The following is a 24,159-nucleotide window of genomic DNA, read 5'->3' as shown; positions in this document are numbered from 1 at the left end:
TTTGGCGGCATAGTGAGGGCTGACCTCACGTCATGGCAATGCGAGGTTCAGTCGAGCTGCAGGCTCGACATGTCGAAGCCGTGGTACAGCGACAGGAACCGGAACGGGTTCTCCTGCCACGTCCGGTACATGACGTTGTTGATGTCCGAGGTGACGTCGAAGTAGCGCAGCTGCGCCTGCGGATGGCGGGCGCGCAGGTGGTGGCGGCCCAGCATCAGCGCCACCTGATCGACCCAACGGGTCAGCTCCTCGCGCTCCAGGACGCGAGCCAGATAATCGCTCACAAAGCGGAAGAAGGCGTCGGTCGTCGGGGTCGGATAGGCCAGGACGAGATTGGCGGTGATGCGTGCGCCGGCGTTCGCGCTGTTCTCGTTCTCGTTGAACATCAGATCCGCGCCGCGATTATCCTCCAGCAAATCCGAGACGCCGCGCTGCAGCAGCAGATCGATGTCGGAGATGAACAGCGGACGCTGCAGACGCCGCAGCCAGGCGCCCGCCTGCAGGAAGCGGATCGACTGGAAGTGGCCGATGGGACGCTTGGCCAAGCCCTTGGGCGGGGCGTCATAGACCTTGGTGCGGACCGTCGTCTCGTCGAAGGCGTCGCCGGCGAAGATCAGACGCTCGTCGTCGATCCCAACTTTTCGGGCGACCGGCTCCAACCGTCCCGCCCCGCCGATCACATGCACCACCACCAGGAACGGCACGTCGCAGTGTTTGATGACCGAGCGGGCGTACAGCCGGGCGTACTGATCCACATAGGCTTCGTCGGCTGCGACCAGGAACACCGCCTGCGCGCCGAGGCGTTCGGCCCGCGCGGCGACCTTCTTCCAGTCCAGCGACTTGCCGGCGCTGTCGGCGAGTTCGGTCGACGGCTCAGGCCCCGCATCAGGCGTGGGCGCGCGCACGGCGTCGAGATCGACCGACTTGAGCATGAGCCGGTAGTGCCGCGCCCAGCCCGGCCAGTCGGTGTCTTCCGGATCGTCGACCTGATGCAGGTCCGAGGCGACCAGCATCCGCTCCAGCTCCGCCTCGCGCTCGGGATCGAGAACCCCGCACAGAATGCTGCTGGCGACGTCGTGAACGTCCTTCAGACGCACCAGGGGATGGAGATGCGGCCGTTCCAGCAGGGCGAAGCGCCGGCGATGCTCCAGATCCCCCGCGGCATCCCCCCTGCCCCTGCAGACCTCGGCCATCGCCTCGTGAGCCGGAATGCACTCCGGATCGAGGATAAGCAGGTGCCGGGCGTAGCGCTCCACCAGGTCCAGACGGTTGAGGGTCTGGTTGCAGTTCATGGCCGCCTTGATCATCTCGACATTGGCCGGGACGACCAGGGCCAGGGCGGCGATGAAGGGTTCAGCCTGCTCAACCTCGCCCGCATTCATGTGGACGTTGAAACGGTCGATGGCGGGTTTGGCGTAGCGGGCGATGATCTCGCTGAGATTTTCAGCCGTCGGGTGCGCCGCGCGCAGCCGGGCCAGCGTCGTCAAGGCCTCTATCGAACGGCCTGACGCGTTGTAGGTCTGGGCCAGACCCTTGAGCGCCGCTTCGCTGTCCGGCCGCAGAGCGACGGCATGCTCGAACAGGGTCGTCGCATCGCTCCATCGATGCTCATCCCGCAACCGCGCCGCGAGGGTCAGCACCGGCTGCAGGTCCAGGATGGATCCGGCCGGCGCGGCCGCGTTCATCGGCGATCCGCCGCTTCGACATCTTCGGCGGTCCAGAGCCGGCTGTCGGCATGGAGCGGACGCAGGCGATGTCTCTCGGCGAGTTTGGAGCGGTAGAGGCCGTTGTAGTCCTCCACAGTCAGCATCTCGGTCGCTTCATGATCGAAACCGAGCCCCACGGCCAGATACTGTTCAAGGTTGGTCAGGTCAGGCTTGAAGACCTGCCCCGCCTGATGGTCCGCGCACATCTGCGCGTAGAGGTCTTCGAGGCTCAGGACCAGCCGATCCATGTCGAACAGCATGCAGGTGTCGCGATTGGCCTTCAGCCGCTCACGATACCCCGCCAGTTGCGCCGGATCATTGGCCAGCTCGATCGCACGGTCCACGTACTGCTGCGGCGTGGTGCAGATGAGCTCCTCCACACCGGCCGCACGGACCAGACTGCCGCAGACGCGCGAGGCGAAGCTGCGGCCCGCCAGGGTCAGGACCGGCACGCCCATCCAAAGCGCGTCGGACGCCGTGGTGTGCGCGCCATACGGTACTGTGTCGAGGAACAGGTCCGCCAGCACGTAACGCGCCAGGTGGAAAGGGTTGTACTGCTTTGGCGCGAAGACGAGGCGCTCAGGCTCTATGCCGGCGTCCGCCGCGTGCTGACGCAGCCGCGCGTTGGTGGTCTCGTGATGGTCCAGCAGCCAGAGCACGGAGCCCGGAACCTGTTTCAGGATCTCCATCCAACGGGCGAAGGTGAAGGCGGTGATCTTCTGGGAGCCGTTGAAGCAGCAGAAGACGAAGCCGTCATCCGGCAGACCGGCGTCGCGGCGGCTCGGCGGCTCCGGCGCGACCACGCGCTTGCGGTCGTTGGCTTGGTAGCAAGGCAGGCGGAGCACCTTCTCCGAGTAGTAGATCTCGAATTCCGGCGGGATGATCCACTCGTCGGCGATGATGTACTGGTGGTAGGGCGAGCCCATGGTGCTGGGGAAACCCAGCCAGTTCACCTGGATCGGCGCGGCACGGCGGGCGAAGATGCCGGTTCGGCTGTCGCGCGTGTGTCCGTTCACATCCACCAGGATGTCGATGCCGTCGGCGCCGATGCGCAAGGCGGCCTCGTCGTCGGTCATGCCCCGGATGTCGACCCAATGCTCGACCGCCGCGTGGATGCGCGGGCTGATCGGGCTTTCGGCCGGGCCGCAATAATAGGCGAAGACCTCGACCTTGCTGCGGTCGTGCAGCTCGAACATCTCCGACATCAGATAGCCGATGGCGTGGTCCCGCAGGTCGGAGGAGACATAGCCGACCCGGATGCGGCGGTCGGTCAGGTCGATCGGTGCGTCACGACGGTCGAAACGCGCCAGATCGAACGTCTCGTCCGTGGCCCGGATCGAGTACTGCACCGCCGACGCCAGTTGCAGAAGAGGGTCATCCGTATAGGCCGCCAGGGACAGCGGGTGGATGCCGCCGACCAGCTTCTGGCGATCAAACTTCTCCCAAGGCGTGACGACCGGCCATTTGCAGCCGCTGAGGCGGCGCGCGGTGTATTGCTCCTGGACGTCATGCAGATCGGGGTTGAGGTCGAGCGCCTGACGAAGCACCGCCTCGCCGTCCATGTCGAGGCCGTGCTCGCCGATGGCTCTGCCGAGCTGCTTGAGGGCGTTGATCTTGTAGTCGAGGGTCTGGCCGTTCAGCTGCACGGGCCGGTCAATGGCGGCCTGCCAGAAGGTCACGGCTTCATTCACCGCCCCCTGCCGCTCCAGGACGCTGCCGAGGTTGATGTAGCCGGGCAGGAAATCAGGATTGATCTCGATCGACTTGCGCAGAGACACCGCGGCGCCAGGCACATCCCCGATCTGCTGCTGCAGGACCGAGTTGTTGAAATAGGCTACGTAGGCGTGCGGATCGTCAGGATTGAAGGCGATCCAGATCCGGTACAGTTGCTCCGCCATGGGCACCGAGCCGGCGCTGGTCAGCGCGCCCGCGTGCCCGATGACTTCGGCTATGGACATGGCTCGGCTGGTGACCGCTTGCACCGCCGCGACAAAAATCTTCTCGGACATAACGCTTTCGAGGACGCCCCGGGGATCCGCAACAAGTCCCCGCCCGCATCGCGCGCGCGGAGAATCTCAGCGCGAGTGCAAGCTGGTTGCTCGATTCGATCAAGCGCAACTTGATGGAGAAAGGGCCGGACGCTTTCGCGCCCGGCCCCTCATTCCCATTGCAGTCTCTTAGTCTATCAGCCGGCGCTCAGAGCCGCCGAGCGCTGCTCCGCGGTCATCCAGGTGTTCACCTGCGTCACGTTGAAGGCGTTCACCTGCTCCGCAGACATCGAGGCGATGTTGGTGGTGGTCAGCGCCTCGATCTGAGCCTGGGTGAGACCCGGGATCTGGGTCGCCGTCAGCTTGTCGATGTCGGTGGTGCTGAAGGCGCCCACCGCCGTCGAGGACAGACCGCTCAGGGCGCTGTTGGTGAGCGAAGCGACCTGGGTGGCGTCGAACTCACGGAAGTCCGTGACGCTCAGCGCCGCCAGTTGCGACTGCTTGAGACCAGCCGTCTGGGTCGAGGTCAGGGCGCCGATCTGGGTGGAGTTCAGACCGGAGACACCCTCGGCGTTCAGATTGCCAATTTGCGCCGCAGACAGAGCGCCGAGCTGGGTCGTGGACAGGTCGCCCACATCCGTGGAGCTCAAGCCCGTGATCTGCAGCGTGCTGAGCGAACCGACCTGGGTCGAGCTCAGCGACTGGAACTGCGTCCGGTCAAGAGCCGAGAGATTGGCGGCCGTCAGGCCCTTCAGCTGGCTGGTCGTGAGCGCCGACAGCTGCGCCGTCGAGAACTCGCCCATGTCGGTGGTGCTCAGGCTCGAAAGCTGGCTGGTCGTCAGGCCCTGGACCTGGGTGGTCGACAGGCTGCCGAAGAGCGTGGAGTCCATGCCCTTCAGGTTGGTGGTCGACAGCTGGCCGATCTGAGCCGCCGAAAGCTGGCGGATCTGGGTGGCGGTGAAGTCCGCGAAGTCCGTCGTGCTCAGGCTGTCGCCCAGTTGCGAGGCGCTCAGACCAGCGATCTGGGTTTCATCCAGCGAGCGGACCTGAGTGCTGCTCAGAGCCGAGAAGCTGGTGGTCGACAGACCGCCAATCTGGGCCGCCGAGAGAGCATCCAGATGCGTGGTCGACAGAGCGCCCACGTTCTCAGCGCTCAGCGCGCCAAACTGGCCGGAGGTCAGCGACGCGATCTGCGTGGCGCTGAATTTGCCCATGTCGGTGGTCGAAAGCGCGCCGATCTGGGTCTGGCTCAGCCCCTGGACCTGTGCGGTTCCAAGCGCGCTGACCTGGGTCGAGGTCAGGGCCGAGACGTTGGTGGTGCTGAGGGCCGCGACCTGGCCGGCCGTCAGGGCCGACAGCTGGGTCGCGCCGAATTCGCCGATGTCGGTGGTCGACAGATTGGCGAATTGCGTGGTCGTGACCCCCTTCATCTGCGTGGCGTCCAGCATGCGGATCGCCGTCGAACCGATCGCCGAGAAGGCCTCGGTGCTCAGGGCGCCAAGCTGCGTGCCGGTGAACTCGGCGATTTGCGTCGCCGTGAACTCCGCCATGTCGGTGGTGCTCAGCGATTTCAGCTGGTTGGCCGTGAGGCCGCGCAGCTGCGCGCCATCCAGGGACTGGATCTGCGTGCTGGTCAGCGCCGTCAGGTTGGTGGTCGACAGACCGGCCAGTTGCGAACCCGTCAGGCCATCCAGGTCAGTCGCATCCAGCGAGCTCACCGAAGAGAGCGCACCGAGTTGCGCAGCGGACAGGGCGCTAAGCTGCGTGGCGGTGAATTCGCCGATGTCGGTGGCGTCGAGACCGCTGAGCTGAGTGGTCGTGAGCCCCTTCAGTTGGCCGGGCGTCAGGCCGCTGAACTGGGTGGCGTTGAGCGCCGACAGGTTGGTCGACGACACGACGCCGAGCTGAACGGTCGTCAGAGCGCCGATATGGGTCGAGCTCAACTCACTGATGTCGGTGGTGGAGAAGTTGGCGACCTGCGTGGTGGTCAGTGCCTTGACCTGCGCCGCCGACAGGGCGCCGACCTGAGTGCTGTTCAGCGTCGAGAAGCCCGTGCCCATCGCAACCAGCTGGGTGGTGCTCAGAGCGCCGAGTTGGGTCGATTGCAGCGCGCCCAGATCAGCGGCGTCCAGGCTGCTGATTTGCGTTGCGGTCAGGCCCTTGACCTGGTCAGCGCTGAGCGAACCCAGCTGCGTGGAGGTCAGCTTGGCGAAGTTGTCAGCCGACAGCGCGCCCAGTTGCGCCCCGCTGAAGGCGGAGACTTGCGTGGTCGAGAAGTCGTCGAAGTCCGTCCCGCTGAGCTGGGTCAGTTGACCCGCGGTCAGCCCGGCCAGCTGCGTCGTTTCCAGCGAACGCACCTGCGTGCTGCTCAGACCGGCCAGGGCCGTGCTGGACAATGCGGCCAAGTGAGCCGAGGTCAGGCCGTCGAGGTCGGTTGCGTCCAGGTTTTCGAGGCTGGAGAGCGCTCCGAGCTGCGGCGCGGTCAGCGATCCGATCTGGGTCGAGGTGAACTCACCGATGTCGGTGGCGTTCAGGCCCTTCAGCTGAGTGGTCGAAAGCGTCTTGACCTGCGCGGTCGTCAACGCCCCGAACTGAGTGGCGTCGAGAGCGGACAGGTTCTCCGGCGAGATCCCGGCCAACTGAGAGGTGCTCAGCGCGCTGATCTGCGTCGTGGTGAACGCCGCCATGTCGGTGGTGCTCAAGCCCTTCAGCTGCGAGGCGGTGACGCCCTTCATCTGGGCTGCGCTCAGCGCGCCGAACTGGGTCGAGGACAGCGCCGACAGGTTGGTGGAGGAAAGCGCGCCCAGCTGCGCAGTGCTCAGCGCCTGGATCTGGGTGCTGGTGAACTCGCCGACGTCGGTGGTCGACAGCGCCTGCAGCTGCGCGTTGGTGATGCCCTTCAGCTGGGTCTCATCCAGCGAACCGACAACCGTCGAGCTCAGGCCCGAGAAGGCGGTTGCAGACAGGGCGCCAAGCTGGCCCGCCGACATGCTGGAGAGCTGGGTGGTTGTGAACTCGCCCAGGTCCGTGCTGTTCAGGCTCTTAACCTGGCCCGCGGTCAGGCCCTTGAACTGGGTCGTGCTCAGATGACCAATCTGAGTGCTGCTCAGCGCCGATAGATTGGCGTTTGACAGGCCGCCGAGCTGGCTGGCGGTCAGGGATTCAATCTGGGTCTGCGACAGCCCCGAAACCGCGCCGGTCGTGAAGGCGCTCAGTTGCGACGCGGTCATCGAACCGATCTGGGTGCTGGTGAACTCACCAACATCGGTGCTCGACAGGCCCTTCAGCTGCGTGGCGCTGATCGCCTTCAGCGCAGTCGATGAGATCGCGCCGACTTGCGTGCTCGTCAGCGCCGCAAAGGCTTCGCTGCTCAGGCCATTCAGCTGAGCCGCCGACATCGCGCCGATCTGGGTGGTGCTGAATTCGCCCACGTCGGTGGTCGACAGCCCCTTCATTTGGACGGCGGTCAGGTTCTTGACCTGATCAGCCGAGAGCGAGCCGAACTGGGTAGAGGACAGCGCCGACAGGTTGGTGGCGGTGAGGCCGGCCAGTTGCGCCTTGGTCAGCGACCCCAGCTGGGTGGTGGTGAACTCACCCATGTCGGTGGTCGACAGCGCCTGCAGCTGCGCGGTGGTGACGCCTTTCAGCTGGGTCTCGTTCAGGGCGCCGACGACCGTCGAGCTCAGGCCCGAGAAGGCGGTTGCAGACAGGGCGCCAAGCTGGCCCGCCGACATGCTGGAGAGCTGGGTGGTTGTGAACTCGCCCAGGTCCGTGCTGTTCAGGCTCTTAACCTGGCCCGCGGTCAGGCCCTGGAATTGCGTGGTGCTCAGATAGCCGACCTGGGTGCTGCTCAGCGCCGACAGGTTGGCGTTGGACAAACCTTTCAGCTGGCTTGCCGTCAGCGACTGGATCTGGGTCTGCGACAGGCCCGACACCGCGCCGGTGGTGAAGGCGCTCAGTTGCGCGGACGTCAGCGAACCGATCTGGGTGCTGGTGAACTCACCGACATCGGTGCTCGAGAGGCCCTTCAGCTGCGTGGCGCTGATCGTCTTCAGCGCCGTCGCTGAAATCGCGCCGACTTGCGTGCTGCTGAGGCTGGAGAAGGCGGTGGAGTTCAAAGCATTGAGCTGCAGGCCGCTCAGAGAGCCGATCTGCGTGCTGTTGAACTTGGAGATGCCGGTCTGGCTCAGCCCCTTCATCTGAGTGGCCACCAAGCCTTTCAGCTGAGTGGCCGACCACCCCTCCACGTTGTGAAGCTCGAGCAGCTTATCCATGGCGTCCGTGGACAGCGCGCCGATCTGCGCCGCGCTCATGGCGTTGATTTGAGTGTGGTGAAGCTCGCTGATGTCGGTGGTCGACAGCGCCTTGATCTGCGCGGCGGTGACGCCGGCGAACTGGGTGGAGGTGAGCGTATCGAAAACGGTCGCGCCCAGCGCGCTGAAAGCCGTCACCGAGAGCGCGCCCAGCTGAGAGGCCCCCATGGAGGCGACCTGGGTCACCGACAGTTCGGCTGCATCCGTGGTGTTCAGACCCTTGATCTGAGCCACCGTAAGGCCCTTGACCTGCGTCGCGTCCAGGAACCCGACCTGGGTGCTGCTCAGCGCTGACAGATTGGCGGCGGACAGGCCGCCGAGCTGGCTGGCCTTCAGCCCTTGAATCTGGGTCTGGGACAGGCCCGAAACCGCGCCGGTAGTGAAGGCGTTCAGCTGCGCCGCGCTCAGGGAGCCGATCTGAGTGCTGGTGAACTCACCGACGTCGGTGCTCGACAGCCCCTTCATCTGCGTCGCGCTGATCGTCTTCAGCGCCGTCGCCGAGATCGCGCTGACTTGCGTGCTGCTCAGCGAGGCGAACGCCTCGGCGGTCAGACCGTTCAGCTGCCCCGCCGTCATCAGGCCGATCTGAGTGGTGCTGAACTCACCCACGTCAGTGGCCGACAACCCCTTCATCTGCGAAGCGGTGACGCCCTTGAGCTGCGTCGCGGTCAGGGAGCCGATCTGGGTCGAGGACAGCGCAGAAAGGTTGGTGGCGCTGAAGGCGCCCAGCTGGGCGGCGCTCATCGACGCGAGCTGCGTCGTGCTGAACTCGCCCATGTCGGTGGTCGACAGGCCCTTGAGCTGCGTGGCGGTGACGCCCTTCAGCTGGGTTTCGCTCAGCGCCCCGACAACCGTCGAGCTCAGACCAGAAAACGCGGTCGACGACAGCGTGCCGATCTGGGCGGCGGTGAAGCTGGAGACCTGGGTCGTCGAGAACTCGCCGAAGTCCGTGGCGCTCAGCGCCTTCAGCTGACCGACCGTGATGCCTTTGATCTGAGTGCCGTCAAGGAAACCGACCTGGGTGCTGGTGAGCGCCGACAGGTTGGTGTTCGACAGGCCGCCGACCTGGGCGGCGGTCAGCGACTGAATCTGCGTCTGATTCAAGCCAGCCATGGCCGTGGACGACAAGGCATTGAGCTGAGCGTTAGTCAGCGCCGCCACCTGAGCGCCGCTGAACTCGCCCACGTCGGTGCTGGACAGGGCGCTCATCTGGCTGTTGGACAGCGCCTTGAGCTGCGAGGTTTGCAGCCCGCTGACCTGCGTGGCGCTGAGCGCCGACAGATTCGTGCCGGAAACCGCCTTAAGCTGCGTCGCATTCAACACGCCGAGCTGATCGGCGCTGAACTCGCCCATGTCCGTGGTCGACAGAGCCTGCAGCTGAGACGTCGAGAGCCCCTTGACCTGCGTGGTCGTGAGGCTGGAGATCTCCGTGGCGTCGAGCGCCGAGAAGTTGGTGGCCGAGAGCGCGCCGATCTGCGCGGCGTTCAGGCCGTCGAGGTCCGTGACGTCCATCGCCCCGGCCTGGGTCGTGGTCAGCGCGCCCATCTGGGTCGTGCTGAAGGCCGAGAGCTGGTCGCTCGAGAAGGTGATGGTGCTGGCCAGCAGCGGGATCTGGGCTGCGGTGAGCCCCTGAATCTGCGTTCCGGTGAGCGCTGCGATCTGCGTGTCGGCCATCGCCTCGATGGCGGTGACGTTGATCGCTCCGAGCTGCGTTTTCGACAGCTCCTTCATCTGGGTGGTCGACAACCCCCGGATGTCGGTCGCCGTGAGGGCGGCCATGGCGGCGGGAGTGTAGGTCGAGATGATCGACATTTGACCGTTTCCTAGTCAGTAGCCCGAGCGACGTTCTGTGGCCCAAAACAACAGATTCGGAGGCTGCACTCCACCTAAGAGCGCTATCCCCCAGTGCCCACTACCCACACCACCCTTTCCAATTTGTTACGAAGTTCCTTCTCAGCGATGAATTTGAGAGAAATCGCGCGGCATTCCAAAAGAAGGCGACAGCTGAATCCCTGATCTTTCGTGCGCGGTCAGAGCCATCCGCCACCGCCGCCCAATAACAGCCGTCATGAAGCCTTCAATATTCGCATCACCTGCATGACGTGAGGTGCGAATAGAGTAAAATTGAAATTATCCAATTTCGAGCGCACCTAGATTCGTTTGATCTATATCAAACGACATCATAGATATCAGCGAATTTACCGTACTCTTCAGAACCTAGGCTTGCGGGCCTTCGACTCCGAGAGCTTCGGCCATGCGCACCAGGTCGGCCACGGAACCGGCCTCCATCTTCCGCATCATGTTGCCGCGGTGAATTTTCACTGTGATCTCGCTCAGCCCCATCAGATGAGCGATCTGCTTGTTCATGAGCCCGGCGGTGACGTGGACCATCACCTCGCGCTCCCGGGGCGTCAGGGCGGCATGCAGGCCACGCAGGTCGGCCACGGCGTCGGCCTCACGCCGGCGCTTGCGGTCCCGTTCGATGGCGGCGGCCACGGCGTCCAGCATGTCCTGATCGCGGAACGGCTTGGACAGGAAGTCCACCGCCCCCGCCTTCATGGCCCGCACCGTCATGGGGATGTCCCCGTGGCCGGTCATGAAGATGATAGGCAGGTCGATGTTCAGGGCCTGGAGTTGAGCCTGGAAGTCCAGTCCGCTGATCCCGGGAAGGCGGACGTCCAGCACCAGACAGGCGGCGTCGTCCTGGCGCTGGTGCTGCAGAAACTCCAGCGCCGAGCCATAGGTCTCCACCTTGTGGCCGACAGAGCGCAGCAGGCTGTCCAGGGACGCGCGGATCGAGGCGTCGTCGTCAACGACGAACACCCGTGACTGATCCGTGGCCGATGCGCTCAGATTCATGAAACCCGACTCCTCTGGCCAATCTGCCGCGAAACCCCTTGGCGGAAAAGGGGCCAGCTAACCGCGTTCAGCCACGGCCCTAAACCGAAGTATAGGTTGGTTAGACCAATGCCGTATTCCGCACCCACCTAGGTTGAATGGTGCGACATCCTGTCAAACCGCAATCTCAAGTCATCGAAACACACCGGCCCAGCCGCAGGAGATGACGAGATGACCTACCAAGCTTCCGCCTCCACCTTCGCTTCCTATTCGGCCGCCGGCGCGCCGGTGATCGCCGAACTGCTCGCCAACGCGCAGAAGACTCTGGAATCCGATCTGGACGCCGCCCGCAGCTATGTGGCGCGCGTCGCGGCCCTGCTGAACGGTGAAACGAGCGTCGAAGGCCGCGCGGCCATCAGCGGCGGCCTGGCTCCCTGGCAAGCCAAGAAGGTCGAGGCTTTCATTGAAGAGAACCTGGACGGCGGCATCACCATCGACAGCATGGCGGCCCTGGTGCGCCTGAGCGCCGGCCACTTCGGCCGCGCCTTCAAGGACAGCTTCGGCGAAACGCCCCACGCCTATGTGATGCATCGCCGGGTGGAGCGGGCCAAGCGCCTGATGCTGAGCACCCGCGAGCCGCTGAGCCAGATCGCCATCGCCTGCGGTTTCGCGGATCAGGCGCACTTCTCCAACCTGTTCCGCAAGCAGGTCGGCTCTACGCCGAACGCCTGGCGCCGGACCAACTGGGTTGAAACCGAGCTGGCCCAAGCCGCCTAGACGTCAGGTGACGACGAAGCCCCTCCAGAACGTGTCGGCCTGGTCGATCCAGATCTGATTGAAGCCGGTGGAGATCGCCGAACCCTCGATGGAGGGGATGATCGCCGGCTTGCCGCCCAAATCCGCCGCCGCCTCGACCCGACCGATGAAGCGGCTGCCGATATAGCTTTCGTGGACGAAACGGTCCCCGACCTTCAGCCGCCCCTTGGCCGCCAGATGGGCCAGACGGGCGGAGGTGCCAGTGCCGCAAGGGCTGCGGTCGATGGCCCGCTCGCCGTAGAACACCGCGTTGCGCCCGTCCGCCCCCTCGCCTTTCGGCTTGTCGGCCCAGAGCACATGGCTGACGCCGCGGATGGTGGAGTCCAGCGGGTGAACGGGCTCATAGACCTCCCGCACCAGCTTCCGGACGATCGGCGACAGCTCCAGAATCTTGGCCGCGCCCAGGTCGTCCAGGCCGGTATAAGCGCCCTGGGTCTCGATGATGGCGTAGTAGTTGCCGCCGTAGGAGACATCGACGCTCAGCGGACCGAAGCCCGGCACGTCGATCTCGATCCCTTCCGCCGCCAGATAGCTGGCCACGTTGCGGATGCGGACCCAGGTGACCTTCTGGCCTTTCCAGCCATATTCGATGTCGATGACGCCAGCCGGCACCTCGACCTTCAGCTTGCCCGGCTCACGGGGCTGGATGAGGCCGTTCTCGATGCCGAAGGTCATCATGCCGATGGTGCCGTGCCCGCACATGGGCAGACACCCGCTGGTCTCGATGAACAGCACCCCCACGTCGGTGTCGTCGCGGGTCGGCGGGTAGAGGAAGCCGCCGGACATCATGTCATGCCCGCGCGGCTCGAACATCAGGCCGGTGCGGATCCAGTCGAAACGGGCCTGGAAGTCGGCCCGCCGCTCGCTCATGGATCCGCCGCGCAGAAGCGGCGCGCCGCCCGCCACGAGGCGGACCGGGTTTCCGGCCGTATGGCCGTCGATGCAGAAGAAAGTGTGGCGCATTCCCAACTCTTGAAGCGGTGACTTAGGCCAGGGTGGGACGAGTCTCGGCCGCGCGCTCGACCATCTTGGTCACTTGCTCGCGACGCGCGCCCGACAGCGGCAGGCGCGGCATGCGCACGCGCTCCGAACCACGGCCCATGATCTGCTCGGCCAGCTTGATCGACTGAACCAGGTCATGCTCGGCGTCGAGATGCAGCAGCGGCATGAACCAGCGGTAGATCTCGCGGGCGCGGACCAGATCGCCGGCCTTCAGCGCGGCGACCAGCGCCAGCGATTCTTGCGGGAAGGCGTTGGTCAGGCCCGAAACCCAGCCCTGGGCGCCCAGCAGCAGGCCTTCCATGGCCACGTCGTCCAGGCCGGCGAACAGGGTGTAGCGATCGCCGAACTCATTATAGAGGTCGGTGAAGCGGCGCGGATCCGGTGCGCTTTCCTTCACGGCCACCACGTTCGGCACGTTGGCCAGCGAGGCCAGGGTCTTCATGGAGACGCTGGTCCGGTAGGCCGGCGGGTTGTTGTAGAGCATGATCGGCAGCGAGGTCGCCTCGGCCACCGTACGGAAGTGGGCGTGCAGCTCTTCTTCGGTCGGCACATAAACCATGGCCGGCAGCAGCATGATGCCGGTCGCGCCGATCTTTTCCATGTCTTTGGCGAAGGCCACGGCGCGGCTGGTGGTCAGTTCTGCGCAGCCAGCGATCACCGGAACGCGGCCCTTGGACGTTTCCACGGCGGCGCGCACGACGTCGCGCTTTTCCTGCGGCTCCAGGGAGTTGTTCTCGCCCACGGTGCCGATGATGATCAGACCGTTGACGCCGTCATTGATCAGGCTGTCCTGAACCTGCTGAGTGGCGTCCAGGTCGACCGCGAAGTCGGGGGTGAACTGGGTGGTGGCGGCCGGGATGACGCCGGACCAATCGCAGGTGGAAGACACTTGTTTCTCCTTCAAGATCGTCTACCGTATACGATATCGAAGACGCGACGGATGGCAAGGTGCCTCGGAAGGCTAAATCAGCGCTGGTGATCGGAGGGGGCGTGGTCGGTGCGGCCAGCGCCTTCCGCCTGCGCCAGCTGGGCCTCAGGACGACCCTGGTCGATCCCTGCGACGGCTCGGCCGCCTCCCTGGGCAACGCCGGCCATATCGCCGTCGAGCAGGTGGCCCCCCTGGCTTCCTGGCCCACGATCATGTCCGCCCCCCGCCGCTGGTTCGGCCGCGGCGGCGCGTTGGACGTCAGCGATCCGATCGTCTTCCTCCCCTGGGCCAGCCGCTTCATGGCGGCCGCGCGTAAGGAAAGCTTCCAGTCCGGATCGGACGCCCTGCGCTCTCTTCTTCTGCACGCCCTGCCCGCCTGGCGCCGCCTGGCCAAGGAGATCGGCCGCACCGACCTGCTGTCGGAAGCCGGCCACCTGCTGGTCTGGGAAAGCACACAGACCGCCAGCAAGGGCCGCGCCGCCTGGGAAGCCGCCGACACCGGCACGGCCCGCATCCAGCCCCTGCCGGAAGCCACCCTCGACAGCCTGTGGGGCCTGACGCGCAACCGCCCCGTCGACGGCATCCGCTTTTCCGGCACGGCCCAGGTATCGGACCTCGGCGATCTGGCCAACTCCCTGGAGGCCGCCTTCCTCGCCGCCGGGGGCGAGATCATCGCCAGCCGCGTTGAGTCGCTCTCCAACAAGAACGGCGCGGCGAGCGCTCATCTGGCCAACGGCCAGAACCTGACCGCCGACATCGTCCTGGTGGCGGCAGGCGTCGGCTCCGCGCGCCTGATGAGCGGCCTCGGCCATCGCGCCCCGCTGATCGCTGAGCGCGGCTACCACCTGCGCTGGACCGATCACGACTGGCCGGCCGACCTTTCGCCGATCGTCTTCGAGGACCGCTCGATGATCGTCACCCGCTTTGCCGGCGGGCTGCAGGCGGCCAGTTTCGTGGAGTTCGGCACGGCGGGACAGAAGCCGGATCCCCGCAAATGGGCCCGCCTGGCCGCCCACGTGAAGGCCCTGGGCCTGCCGGTGCGCGGCGAGCCCAGCGCCTGGATCGGCTGCCGCCCCACCCTGCCCGACTATCTGCCGGCCATCGGCCGCTCGGACACGGCGCAGAACCTCTACTACGCCTTCGGGCACCAGCATCTAGGCCTGACGCTCGGCCCCATCACCGCCGAGATCGTCGCCGCTCTGGCCGATGGTCGAGAGCCGCCGGTCGCGCTACAGCCATTCGACCTGAACCGTTTCGAGTCGAGAAAGGCCAAGCGCGCATGACCAAGGGCGTCGGGGGCTCCACCGCACAGATTGAACTGTCCCAACTGTCGGCGCCCGCCCAGCGGGTGCGGCGGATCGGAGCCGACGACCACCTGCAGCGCCTCGACAAGGCCCGCCGCCTGATGAACGACCACGGCATCGACGCCGTGATCGTCAACGCCGGCCACAGCCTGCGCTATTTCACCGGCCTGGCCTGGGGCGCGACGGAACGTCTGGTCGCCCTAGTCCTGCCCCGCAAGGGCGAGCCGGTGATGATCTGCCCCGCCTTCGAGATCGGCTCCCTGGAAGCCGGCATGAAGATCCCCGCAGCCGTGCGCAGCTGGGAAGAAGACGAAAATCCCTACGCCATGACCGCCGCAGTCCTGGGCGAGATGGGCGTCGACACCGCCGCCCTCGATCCCCTCGCCTCGTTCCTGACCGCCAACGAGCTGCGCAAGCAGGCCGGCTCCATGAGCCTGGTCGACGCCTCGCCGGTCATCGACGGCTGCCGCATGATCAAGTCGGCGGCTGAACTGGACCTGATGCGCGAGGCCAAGGCGATCACGCTGGAAGTCCATCGCCGTACGGCCCGCATCCTCGCTCCCGGCATCCGGGCCAGCGAGGTGAAGCACTTCATCGACAGCGCCCACCGCGCCATGGGCGCCGATGGCGGCTACAGCTTCTGCGCCGTGCAGTTCGGCGAGGCGACCTCCTATCCCCATGGCGTTCCCGGCGACCAGCAACTGGCGGAGGGCGACATCGTCCTTATCGACACCGGCTGCCTGGTCGACGGCTACAACGCCGACATCACCCGCACCTACGTCTTCGGCGAACCCACCGAGCAGCAGGCCCGCATGTGGGAGCTGGAGCATCGCGCCCAGAAGGCCGCCTTCGACGCCGTGCGTCCGGGCGTTCCCTGCGAGGAGATCGACGCGGTCGCCCGGCGGGTGCTGGAGAGCGCGGGCCTCGGCCCCGATTATCGTCTGCCGGGCCTGCCGCATCGCACGGGCCACGGCATCGGGCTTTCGATTCACGAGCCGGCCTATCTGGTGCGCGGGGACAAGACCCCGCTGGCGCCGGGCATGTGCTTCAGCAACGAGCCCATGATCGTCATTCCGGGGGCCTTCGGCATCCGGTTGGAAGACCACTTCTACGTCACCGAGGACGGCGCGGCCTGGTTCACAGAACCCTCGCCTTTCCTGGAGGCGCCGTTCGGCTGATCCCGCCGCCTCTGGGGGAGGCGTCGGACAACAACAAGTAAGGGGGCTAGATGCTAGGCCGCAGAAAGATCGTAGACTCGCTGTTCTCACACGAGGCTGATCGCAAACTGATCCCGACGCTGAGCTGGCCGCACCTGGTCGCCATGGGCGTCGGCGCCATCGTCGGAACCGGCATCTACACCCTGACCGGCGTCGGCGCCGATCGCGCGGGTCCCGCCGTGATCCTGGCCTTCGCCATCGCCGGCGCCATCTGCGCCTGCGCCGCCCTGGCCTATGCCGAGCTGGCCACCGCCCTGCCCGCCGCCGGCAGCGCCTACACCTATTCCTACGTCGCCCTGGGCGAAGCCGTCGCCTGGGTGATCGGCTGGAGTCTCGTGCTCGAATATTCCGTCGCCTGCAGCGCCGTCGCCGCCGGGTGGTCGGCCTATGTCTCAGGCCTGATCCAGGCCGTGAATGTCCCCATACCCGACGCCTTGCTGGCGGGACCACACGCGGGCGGGATCGTGAACCTGCCGGCCGTGCTGATCTCCCTGGCCGTGACCGCCCTGCTGGTGGTCGGCGCCAAGGAAAGCGCCACGGTGAACCTGGTGCTGGTGGGCGTGAAGCTGGTGGCCCTGGCCGCCTTCGTCGGCTTCACCATCTGGTACATCAAGCCGGAGAACTTCCAGCCGTTCATGCCCTACGGCTTCGGGGCGCACTCGGTTGACGGCGCCATGAAGGGCGTCATGGCCGCCGCCGCCATCGTGTTCTTCGCCTTCTTCGGTTTCGACGCCGTGTCGACCTCGGCCGAGGAGGCCAAGAACCCCGGCCGGGACCTGACCATCGGCATCATCGGCTCCATGGCCCTCTGCACCGTGATCTACATGGCCGTGGCCGCCTGCGCCGTCGGCGCCTGGCCCTTCCAGGAATTCGCCAAGAGCGGCGAGCCCCTGGCCTTCGTCCTGCGCAGCCTGGGCCATCCGGTGGCCGGCACCATGATCGCCGCCGCCGCCATCATCGCCCTGCCCACCGTCATCCTGGTGATGATGTTCGGCCAGAGCCGCGTGTTCTTCGTCATGTCGCGCGACGGCCTGCTGCCGCGCGGCCTGTCCAAGGTGCATCCGAAGTTCGGCACCCCGACCACGATCACCATCATCACCGGCTGCTTCGTGGCCGCGGTGGCCGGCTTCTTCCGCCTGGATGAGATCGCCGAACTGTCCAACGCCGGCACCCTGGCCGCGTTCGTGGCCGCCGCCGTCTGCATGATGGTGATGCGCAAGACCCACCCGGATCTGCCGCGCGTCTTCCGTTGCCCGCTGCCCTGGGTGGTCGGCCCGCTGACCATCGCCGGCTGCCTGTACCTGTTCATCAGCCTGCCGCCGTCGACCATGCTGCGCTTCCTGGCTTGGAACGTGATCGGCCTGCTGATCTACTTCTTCTATGGCCGCCGCCACAGCGCGCTGGCCGGAGAAAAGAAGCCGGCATGAGCATCGTCGTCCGCACCCTCTCTGATCAGGTCTACGGGCTTGTCCGCGAACGCATCCTGTCGGGCACGATAGCGCCCGGCGGGGTGATCCGGCAGGACGCCCTGGCCGCCGAGCTGGGGGTCAGCAAGATCCCCCTGCGCGAGGCCATGGCCCGATTGGAGCAGGACGGACTTCTGACCTCGCACGCCAACCGCGGTTTCTTCGTCGCGCCCCTCAGCGCGACGGAGGCCGAGGAGGTCTTCGCCCTTCGCCTGAAGATCGAGCCGGAGGCCGCGGCCCTCGCCTCGCGCAAGGCGACGGACGACGACCGCGTGGCGGCCCGCATGGCCCTGGTGGCCATGGACTCCCAGATCGATCCTCGCGCCCCAGAGGCGGTCGACCTGAACCGCGAGTTCCACATCAGCATGGTCCGGCCCAGCGGCCTGATGGTGACCACCCAGCTGATCGAACGCCTGCATGTCCTGGCCGAACGCTATGTGCGCATCCATCTGGAGCCGCAGGAGCGCCACGGCCGCGCCCACGACGAGCACCACGCCCTGCTTGAAGCCTGGCTGGCGGCGGACGGCGCCACGGTCGAACGCCTGGTCCACGACCACATCGCCGGCGCCCGCGAGGACCTGCGCGTGCAGCTCGCCCGCACCGCCGACTGATCCCTCACACAAGAACACCTGAACCGGGAACGACGATGAAGAAGATCCTGAGCGCGGCGGCCGTTTCGGCCGCTCTCCTGATGTGCGGAACGTCGGTTCACGCCCAGACCGCCGCCGACACCCAGTTCGAGGCCGTCTACAAGCGCGAGTGGGCCTGGCGCCAGGCCGAGCTGCGCGGCGAGGTGGACGAAGACAACCAGGACGCCGTCTCTCCCCGCCTGGCCAAGGTGGACGCCGCCACCCAGGCCGCGCGCCTGAAGTACTGGGAGAACATCGACGCCCAGTTGAAGGCGATCAAGACCGCCGACCTCTCCCCCGAGGCCGCCGTGAACTACGCGGTCTATCAGGCCCAGATCGAGGTGCTGATCAACAACCAGCGCTTCAAGGACTACGAGAAGCCGCTGAACGCCGACACGGCCTTCTGGAGCAACCTGTCCGGCGTCGCCCGCCGCCAGCTGCGGACCGAGCGCGACTACCGCAACTACATCGCCCAGCTGAACGACTTCCCGCGCTATTTCGACGAGCAGATCACCAACATGCGCGCGGGGCTGAAGCGCGGCTTCACCCCGCCCAAGGTGACGCTGGAAGGCCGTGACTCCACCATCATCTCGGTGACCGACGCCAAGACGACGGAAGACGTCGCCTATTACGCGCCGTTCAAGACCTTCCCCGCCGGCTTCTCGTCTGAGCTTCAGGCCGAGCTGCGCGCCCAGGGCGTGGCGGCGATCAAGGGCGGCGTCCTGCCGGCCTATGGCAAGCTGAAGACCTTCTACCAGACCGAATACGCGCCCAAGGCGCGCACCGAGCTGGCGGCCGAGACCCTGCCGAACGGCAAGGCCTACTACCAGGCCAAGATCAAGGAGTTCACGACCCTCGACCTGACCGCCGAGCAGATCCACGAGATCGGCCTGAAGGAAGTCGCCGCCATCAACGCGCGGATGAAGGACGTCATGGCCCAGACGGGCTTCAAGGGCGACCTGCAGCAGTTCCTCGACTTCCTGCGCACCGACCCGCAGTTCTACGCCAAGACGCCGGAGGAGCTGCTGATGCGCGCGGCGTGGATCTCGAAGAAGTTCGACGGCAAGGCCGAGCAGTACTTCGGCTACCTGCCGCGCAAGCGCTTCGCCATCATCCCCGTGCCGGCCGACATCGCGCCGTTCTACACCTCGGGCCGCGGCGGGCCGGGCGTCTATCTGGTGAACACCTACAACCTGCCGGCGCGGGGCCTGTACTCTTTGCCGGCCCTGACCCTGCACGAGTCCGCGCCGGGTCACGCTTTCCAGATGCCGCTGGCCGCCGAGCAGCAGCAGCCCGACTTCCGCCGCAAGAGCTACATCTCCGCCTTCGGCGAGGGCTGGGCGCTCTACACCGAGAAGCTGGGCGAAGAGATGGGCATGTACGAGACGCCCTACGAGCTGTTCGGCATGTTGAGCTACCAGCAGTGGCGCGCCTCGCGCCTGGTGGTCGACACCGGCATCCACGCCAAGGGCTGGACCCGCAAGCAGGCCCAGGACTACCTGGCCTCCAACACCGCCCTGGCGCAGCACGAGATCACCACCGAGGTGGATCGCTACATCGCTTGGCCGGGTCAGGCCCTGTCCTACTATCTGGGTGAGATGGAGATCGTGAACGCCCGCGCCCGCGCGGAGAAGGCCCTGGGGCCGAAGTTCGATATCCGCAACTTCCACGACACCGTGCTGCAGCTCGGCTCGGTGACCCTGCCGGTGCTCAACGCCCGGATCGACCGTTTCATCGCCGAAGGCGGCCCGAGTCCCTACACGAAGGCCGACATCGACCGTCCCTAAGAGCCTGCCCGGTTCGGGTCCCCCGAACCGGATAAGCAGGCTCGTAGCTTGATAGTTGGAGCGTGATAGCCGCCGAAACCGGCTACCACTTTCGGCTATCACGCTCTGGCGTGAGGGGGACTGCGGGGAAAGGATGGGCGGAGACTTCGGTCTCCGCCCATTTTCGTTCGGCCTACTGCGCTTCGCTCTGCGCGGTCGGCACCGGCTTGAAGTCCCGCACGAAGCGGTCCAGCAGGCGGACGCCATAGCCCGTCGCGCCCTTGGGCGTGGTCGGCAGGTCACCGTCGGCCCAGGCCGTGCCGGCGATGTCCACGTGCGCCCACGGCATGTCGGGGCTGACAAAGAAGCCGATGATCTGGGCGCCCAGGCCCGCGCCCGGACCGGGCTCGCCGGTGTTCTTGATGTCGGCGATGTCCGATTTCACGCGCTCGGCGTAGGACGGGTGCATGGGCAGACGCCACAGTTCCTCGCCCGAGGTCTTGCCCGCCGCTTCCAGCTGGTCGGCCAGGGCGTCGTGGCGGCTGAACACGCCGGCGTAGTCCGAGGCCAGGGCCCCGACCACCGCGCCGGTTAGGGTCGCCACGTCGACGATGGCCGCCGGCTTGTAGCGCTTCTCGGCCCAGGCCACGCCGTCGGCCAGAACCAGACGGCCCTCGGCGTCGGTGCTCCAGATCTCGATGGTCTTGCCGGTCATGGTCTTCAGCACATCGCCGGGGCGGATGGCGGCGCCGTCGGGCATGTTCTCGGCCAGGGCGGCGATGGCCACCACGTTTACCGGGGCCTTCGACTTGGCCAGGGACAGGACCGCGCCGGTCACGGCGGCGGCGCCGGCCATGTCGTCCTTCATCTTCCACATGCCGGGGTTCGGCTTCAGCGAGATGCCGCCGCTGTCGAAGGTGATGCCCTTGCCGGCCAGGGCGACCGGAGCGGCGGGCGAGCCGGCGCCCTTGTAGTGGACGGCCAGCATGCGCGGCGGACGCTTGGAACCCACGCCGACGCCGAGGATGGCGCCCATGCCTTCCTTCTCCATGGCCGGCACGTCGAGCACCTCGATGGTCACCCCCGGCACGCCTTCGAAGGCCTTGCGGGTGCGGGCCACGAACTCTTCCGGATAGACGGCGTTGGCCGGCTCGGTGACCAGATCGCGGGTGAAGGACACGGCGTCGGCCAGGGCCAGGCCGTCACGATCCCAGGCAGCCTTGGCGGCGGCGCCCTGGCTGGTGACGATGGTCAGGGCCGCCTGCTTCTCGGGCTTGCGGTCGGCCGGGTCGGACGGCGGCTGCTTGTAGGTGTCGAAGCTGTAGCCGGCCAGGGTCGCGCCCAGGGCGATCTGGGCGGCGTCGCCCGAACCGTCGGCGATGATCGACACCGGTCCCGGCTCCTTGCCGGTCTGCTTGGCGGCCGCGCCGCCCAGGTCGGCGGCCTTGGACGGCGTCAGCGGCTTGGTCCCCGTGCCCAGCACCACGATCTGGTCATAAGCGCCGATGCCGCGCAGGGACAGGACGGCCTTGGGCTTGTAGGTGAACTTGGCGGCCGTCAGCGCCTTGGCGACGGCGGCGCGGGAGGCGGGATCAAGGGCCGCGCCGCGCGTCTCAAGATCAGCGGCGGACGACAGCGGCAGGACCAGCGCGCCCGTTGCGGCGGCTTGCGGCGCGAAGACGACGGGACGCGGCGCCGCTTCGGCGGCGGTGGACAGGGCGGCGCAGGCCGCGGCGGCGAGAAGGCTCGCCGTCAGGCGTTTCATGGGTAGCTCCCCTTGTTGTTCAGCTGTCCCTTTATGGACGCCGCCAAACCACGGGGGCAATGCAACTCGTGCTTTGCGCGTCGATCAGCGTGACGAACGCGGGGGCTTCGCCTTTCCAAAGGCGCTGAACATCGCTTTCAGGTCAGTGCCGTCGGCCTTCGGCGCCGCCGCCGGCGCGGGCGCCTGGGCCTCGGGTTCAGGGGGCGCTTCCGGCGACCAGGCCCGGAGCAGCTTCCCGCCCCCGGCTGGGCTGGCGGGCTTGGCGAGGGGGACTTCCGCGGGCTTCACAACGGCGGCGACAGGCTTGGTCGGCGGAACATCCAGCTTGCGCGCCAGCTTCTTCACATCGGCGACGGTCGGCGCGTCCTCGTCCTGCAGGGCGAGGTCAAAGCTGTGATAGCCCAGGTCAGGCTGGGATATCCGCCGGAACAGTTCGCTGACGTCTTCGCTGGCGTCGTCGTTCGGATTTTCGCTGGCTTGCTTGGGCATGCCGACTTGACCTCTCGTTCCACCCTTAAGCGTACCGCGAATGTCGCCAGTTCCCAAGGTTGCGGTTCGCTTCCAGGCCATGGCGTCCCCTTCCGTAGCCGCAGTAAGCCGCAATTCGGCGGAACCCGCCAGAGCGTGGCCTTAGCCCCCGCGCTTCATGGTCTCCCGCGCGATGACCAGCTGCTGAATCTGGCTGGTGCCTTCGTAGATGCGGAAGATGCGGACGTCGCGATACAGGCGCTCGATCCCGTAGTCGGCCACATAGCCGGCCCCGCCGAAAATCTGCACCGCCCGGTCGGCCACGCGGCCCACCATCTCCGAGGCGAACAGCTTGGCCGCCGCCGCCTCCAGGGTGACGTTGTCGCCGGCGTCGCGCTTGCGGGCGCTGTCGATGACCAGGGCGCGTGCGGCCAGGCTTTCGGTCTTGCTGTCGGCGATCATCGCCTGGATCAGCTGGAAGCTGGCGATCGGCTGGCCGAACTGCTTGCGCTCCGCCGAGTAGGCCACGCAGTCGGCGATCAGGCGTTCGGCCACGCCCACGCAGACGGCGGCGATGTGCAGGCGGCCGCGATCCAGCACCTGCATGGCGACCTTGAAGCCCTCCCCTTCCTCGCCCAGGCGCATGGAGGCCGGGACGCGGACATTGTCGAAGGTGACGTCGTGGATGTGGGCGCCCTGCTGGCCCATCTTCTTCTCGGCCTTGCCCACATGCAGGCCCGGCAGATCGCGCGGCACGATAAAGGCGCTGACGCCGGAGCCGCCCTTGGCCTCGGGATTGGTGCGGGCCATCACGGTGAAGAGTGAAGCCTTGCCGGCGTTGGTGATGAACCGCTTGCCGCCGTTCAGGACGTAGTGGTCGCCGTCGCGGGTCGCGCGGGTCTGCACCGCCGCGCTGTCCGAACCCGCCTCCGGCTCGGTCAGGGCGAAGGAGGTGATCACCTCGCCCGAGGCGATGCCCGGCAGCCACTCGGCCTTCTGCGCCTCGGTCCCGAACATGGCCAGGCCCTGGCTGCCGATGCCGACATTGGTTCCGAACACAGAACGGAACGCCGGCGAGGCGCGGCCCAGCTCGAACGCGACCAGCGCCTCCTCCTCCATGGACAGGCCGAGACCGCCGTAGTCTTCGCTGATCGACAGGCCGAAAAGACCCAGTTCGCGCATCTCCGCGATGACGTCCTCGGGCACCGCGTCGTCCTCGGCGACCTTGGCCTCCAGCGGCCGCAGCCGCTCCGCCACGAAGCGCCGGACCCCCTCCAGCAGTTGTTCGCGGGTCTCCAGATCCAGGGCCATGCATCCTCCAGCGCTCTAACAGGCGTTTGAATGCACGTTAGAGGCTGACGCGCCCAAGGTGAAGAGCCCCCGAGTCACGTTGCCGCACCGGGGTTTTCCCCAAGGCCAAGTTTGGTTACTCGGGAAATTCTAGGGGAGGCACTCATGCGCAAGATCATCGCTATCGGACTTTTGGCGGCCACGGCCGTCGCAAGCTCGGCCCACGCCGAAGCCGGCTGGATCTGCCAGATCCAATCCAAATCGGGCCGCAACCCGACCTATGCCGAGAGCCTCTACAAGTACGCCATCATCGGCGACCGCCTGCAGCTGATCGAGGACGGCGTCGAGCAGGTCCGTACGGTCCAGACCAGCTACCGCATCGTCGAGAACGATGTGCGCGCCCTCACGGCGATCAACCCGACCGCCTCAATGTCGGAGGTTTCGATCGAGGGCCTGACCGCCCCCAACGCCACGCGCGCTTCGCTGGCGGAGATCGTGACGCTCAACAAGCGCACCGGCGTCCTGACCCGCGCCATGATCATTTCCGACACCACCGACCTTCAGGCCCAGCGCGGCAGCTGCCGCTCCTACTGACGCCGGACGCAGAAACGAAGAGGGCGGCGAGCCGAAAGCTCGCCGCCCTTCGTCGTACTCAGGCTCGCG

16 protein-coding genes are annotated in these 24,159 nt (G+C 66.5%); 7 read left to right on the top strand and 9 right to left on the bottom strand.

The features are described 5' to 3' along the window. Positions 1–47 precede the first annotated feature (47 nt). The 4 genes from P7B02_RS18360 to P7B02_RS18345 all read right to left on the bottom strand — a co-directional run bounded on the left by P7B02_RS18360 (position 48) and on the right by P7B02_RS18345 (position 10,866). Positions 48–1,685: a tetratricopeptide repeat protein gene (locus P7B02_RS18360; protein WP_277787812.1), complete on the bottom strand. Its 1,638-nt coding sequence runs from the start codon at positions 1,683–1,685 to the stop codon at positions 48–50. Beyond that, on the bottom strand, positions 1,682–3,715 hold the full coding sequence (locus P7B02_RS18355) for an N-acetylglucosamine transferase (protein ID WP_277787811.1): 2,034 nt from the start codon (positions 3,713–3,715) through the stop codon (positions 1,682–1,684). The genes P7B02_RS18360 and P7B02_RS18355 overlap by 4 nt, the downstream gene beginning before the upstream one ends. Positions 3,716–3,891: 176 nt before the next feature. Next, positions 3,892–9,819: a beta strand repeat-containing protein gene (locus P7B02_RS18350; RefSeq protein WP_277787810.1), complete on the bottom strand. Its 5,928-nt coding sequence runs from the start codon at positions 9,817–9,819 to the stop codon at positions 3,892–3,894. Positions 9,820–10,224: 405 nt separating this feature from the next. Continuing rightward, the gene (locus P7B02_RS18345; RefSeq protein ID WP_277787809.1) at positions 10,225–10,866 is read right to left on the bottom strand and encodes a response regulator transcription factor; all 642 of its coding nucleotides are present in this window, start codon (positions 10,864–10,866) and stop codon (positions 10,225–10,227) included. 210 nt (positions 10,867–11,076) lie between these two features. Here P7B02_RS18345 and P7B02_RS18340 point away from each other — a divergent pair, with 210 nt between their 5' ends. Beyond that, positions 11,077–11,622, top strand: coding sequence for a helix-turn-helix domain-containing protein (locus P7B02_RS18340; protein WP_277787808.1), 546 nt, complete (start codon positions 11,077–11,079; stop codon positions 11,620–11,622). 3 nt (positions 11,623–11,625) lie between these two features. Here the strand turns inward: P7B02_RS18340 and P7B02_RS18335 are convergent, their stop codons facing one another. Then, the gene (locus P7B02_RS18335; RefSeq protein ID WP_277787807.1) at positions 11,626–12,624 is read right to left on the bottom strand and encodes a 4-hydroxyproline epimerase; all 999 of its coding nucleotides are present in this window, start codon (positions 12,622–12,624) and stop codon (positions 11,626–11,628) included. A gap of 22 nt (positions 12,625–12,646) precedes the next feature. Further along, on the bottom strand, positions 12,647–13,552 hold the full coding sequence (locus P7B02_RS18330) for a dihydrodipicolinate synthase family protein (RefSeq protein ID WP_277787806.1): 906 nt from the start codon (positions 13,550–13,552) through the stop codon (positions 12,647–12,649). Positions 13,553–13,611: 59 nt separating this feature from the next. Between P7B02_RS18330 and P7B02_RS18325 the strand changes: the two genes are divergently transcribed. From P7B02_RS18325 to P7B02_RS18305, 5 genes are read left to right on the top strand one after another with little or no spacing between them, the layout of a single operon-like run. Continuing rightward, complete coding sequence (locus P7B02_RS18325; RefSeq protein WP_277787805.1) at positions 13,612–14,874, top strand: NAD(P)/FAD-dependent oxidoreductase; 1,263 nt, start codon at positions 13,612–13,614, stop codon at positions 14,872–14,874. Continuing rightward, complete coding sequence (locus P7B02_RS18320) at positions 14,871–16,073, top strand: M24 family metallopeptidase (protein ID WP_277787804.1); 1,203 nt, start codon at positions 14,871–14,873, stop codon at positions 16,071–16,073. The genes P7B02_RS18325 and P7B02_RS18320 overlap by 4 nt, the downstream gene beginning before the upstream one ends. Positions 16,074–16,123: 50 nt before the next feature. Continuing rightward, positions 16,124–17,539, top strand: a complete 1,416-nt coding sequence (locus tag P7B02_RS18315; RefSeq protein WP_277787803.1) for an amino acid permease — start codon at positions 16,124–16,126, stop codon at positions 17,537–17,539. Further along, positions 17,536–18,189, top strand: a complete 654-nt coding sequence (locus P7B02_RS18310) for a GntR family transcriptional regulator (RefSeq protein WP_277787802.1) — start codon at positions 17,536–17,538, stop codon at positions 18,187–18,189. Before P7B02_RS18315 ends, P7B02_RS18310 begins: the two co-directional genes overlap by 4 nt. Positions 18,190–18,224: 35 nt before the next feature. Next, positions 18,225–19,994, top strand: coding sequence for a DUF885 domain-containing protein (locus P7B02_RS18305; protein ID WP_277787801.1), 1,770 nt, complete (start codon positions 18,225–18,227; stop codon positions 19,992–19,994). Between the two features lie 172 nt (positions 19,995–20,166). Here P7B02_RS18305 and P7B02_RS18300 read toward each other — a convergent pair whose 3' ends face one another. The 3 genes from P7B02_RS18300 to P7B02_RS18290 form a co-directional block, all read right to left on the bottom strand. Next, positions 20,167–21,738 (bottom strand): leucyl aminopeptidase, encoded by a 1,572-nt coding sequence (locus P7B02_RS18300; protein ID WP_277787800.1) that lies wholly within the window; start codon positions 21,736–21,738, stop codon positions 20,167–20,169. Between the two features lie 84 nt (positions 21,739–21,822). Then, on the bottom strand, positions 21,823–22,227 hold the full coding sequence (locus tag P7B02_RS18295) for a hypothetical protein (protein WP_277787799.1): 405 nt from the start codon (positions 22,225–22,227) through the stop codon (positions 21,823–21,825). A gap of 141 nt (positions 22,228–22,368) precedes the next feature. Next, positions 22,369–23,517, bottom strand: a complete 1,149-nt coding sequence (locus P7B02_RS18290; RefSeq protein WP_277787798.1) for an acyl-CoA dehydrogenase family protein — start codon at positions 23,515–23,517, stop codon at positions 22,369–22,371. A gap of 144 nt (positions 23,518–23,661) precedes the next feature. Here P7B02_RS18290 and P7B02_RS18285 point away from each other — a divergent pair, with 144 nt between their 5' ends. Next, positions 23,662–24,090 carry a hypothetical protein gene (locus P7B02_RS18285; protein WP_277787797.1) on the top strand — a complete coding sequence of 143 codons (429 nt, stop codon included), beginning with the start codon at positions 23,662–23,664 and terminating at the stop codon, positions 24,088–24,090. Positions 24,091–24,159 lie beyond the last annotated feature (69 nt).

The sequence above is a fragment of the Caulobacter segnis genome, assembly GCF_029543125.1.
Classification (GTDB): Bacteria; Pseudomonadota; Alphaproteobacteria; order Caulobacterales; family Caulobacteraceae; genus Caulobacter; species Caulobacter segnis_D.
This window is presented reverse-complemented; position numbering and strand designations above follow the sequence as displayed.

Bases quoted from the DNA above. Each gene is read 5' to 3' on its own strand.
- P7B02_RS18360 (WP_277787812.1), bottom strand. From the start codon at position 1,685: ATGAACGCGGCCGCGCCGGCCGGATCCATCCTGGACCTGCAGCCGGTG.
- P7B02_RS18355 (WP_277787811.1), bottom strand. From the start codon at position 3,715: ATGTCCGAGAAGATTTTTGTCGCGGCGGTGCAAGCGGTCACCAGCCGA.
- P7B02_RS18350 (WP_277787810.1), bottom strand. From the start codon at position 9,819: ATGTCGATCATCTCGACCTACACTCCCGCCGCCATGGCCGCCCTCACG.
- P7B02_RS18345 (WP_277787809.1), bottom strand. From the start codon at position 10,866: ATGAATCTGAGCGCATCGGCCACGGATCAGTCACGGGTGTTCGTCGTT.
- P7B02_RS18340 (WP_277787808.1), top strand. From the start codon at position 11,077: ATGACCTACCAAGCTTCCGCCTCCACCTTCGCTTCCTATTCGGCCGCC.
- P7B02_RS18335 (WP_277787807.1), bottom strand. From the start codon at position 12,624: ATGCGCCACACTTTCTTCTGCATCGACGGCCATACGGCCGGAAACCCG.
- P7B02_RS18320 (WP_277787804.1), top strand. From the start codon at position 14,871: ATGACCAAGGGCGTCGGGGGCTCCACCGCACAGATTGAACTGTCCCAA.
- P7B02_RS18315 (WP_277787803.1), top strand. From the start codon at position 16,124: ATGCTAGGCCGCAGAAAGATCGTAGACTCGCTGTTCTCACACGAGGCT.
- P7B02_RS18310 (WP_277787802.1), top strand. From the start codon at position 17,536: ATGAGCATCGTCGTCCGCACCCTCTCTGATCAGGTCTACGGGCTTGTC.
- P7B02_RS18305 (WP_277787801.1), top strand. From the start codon at position 18,225: ATGAAGAAGATCCTGAGCGCGGCGGCCGTTTCGGCCGCTCTCCTGATG.
- P7B02_RS18300 (WP_277787800.1), bottom strand. From the start codon at position 21,738: ATGAAACGCCTGACGGCGAGCCTTCTCGCCGCCGCGGCCTGCGCCGCC.
- P7B02_RS18295 (WP_277787799.1), bottom strand. From the start codon at position 22,227: ATGCCCAAGCAAGCCAGCGAAAATCCGAACGACGACGCCAGCGAAGAC.
- P7B02_RS18290 (WP_277787798.1), bottom strand. From the start codon at position 23,517: ATGGCCCTGGATCTGGAGACCCGCGAACAACTGCTGGAGGGGGTCCGG.
- P7B02_RS18285 (WP_277787797.1), top strand. From the start codon at position 23,662: ATGCGCAAGATCATCGCTATCGGACTTTTGGCGGCCACGGCCGTCGCA.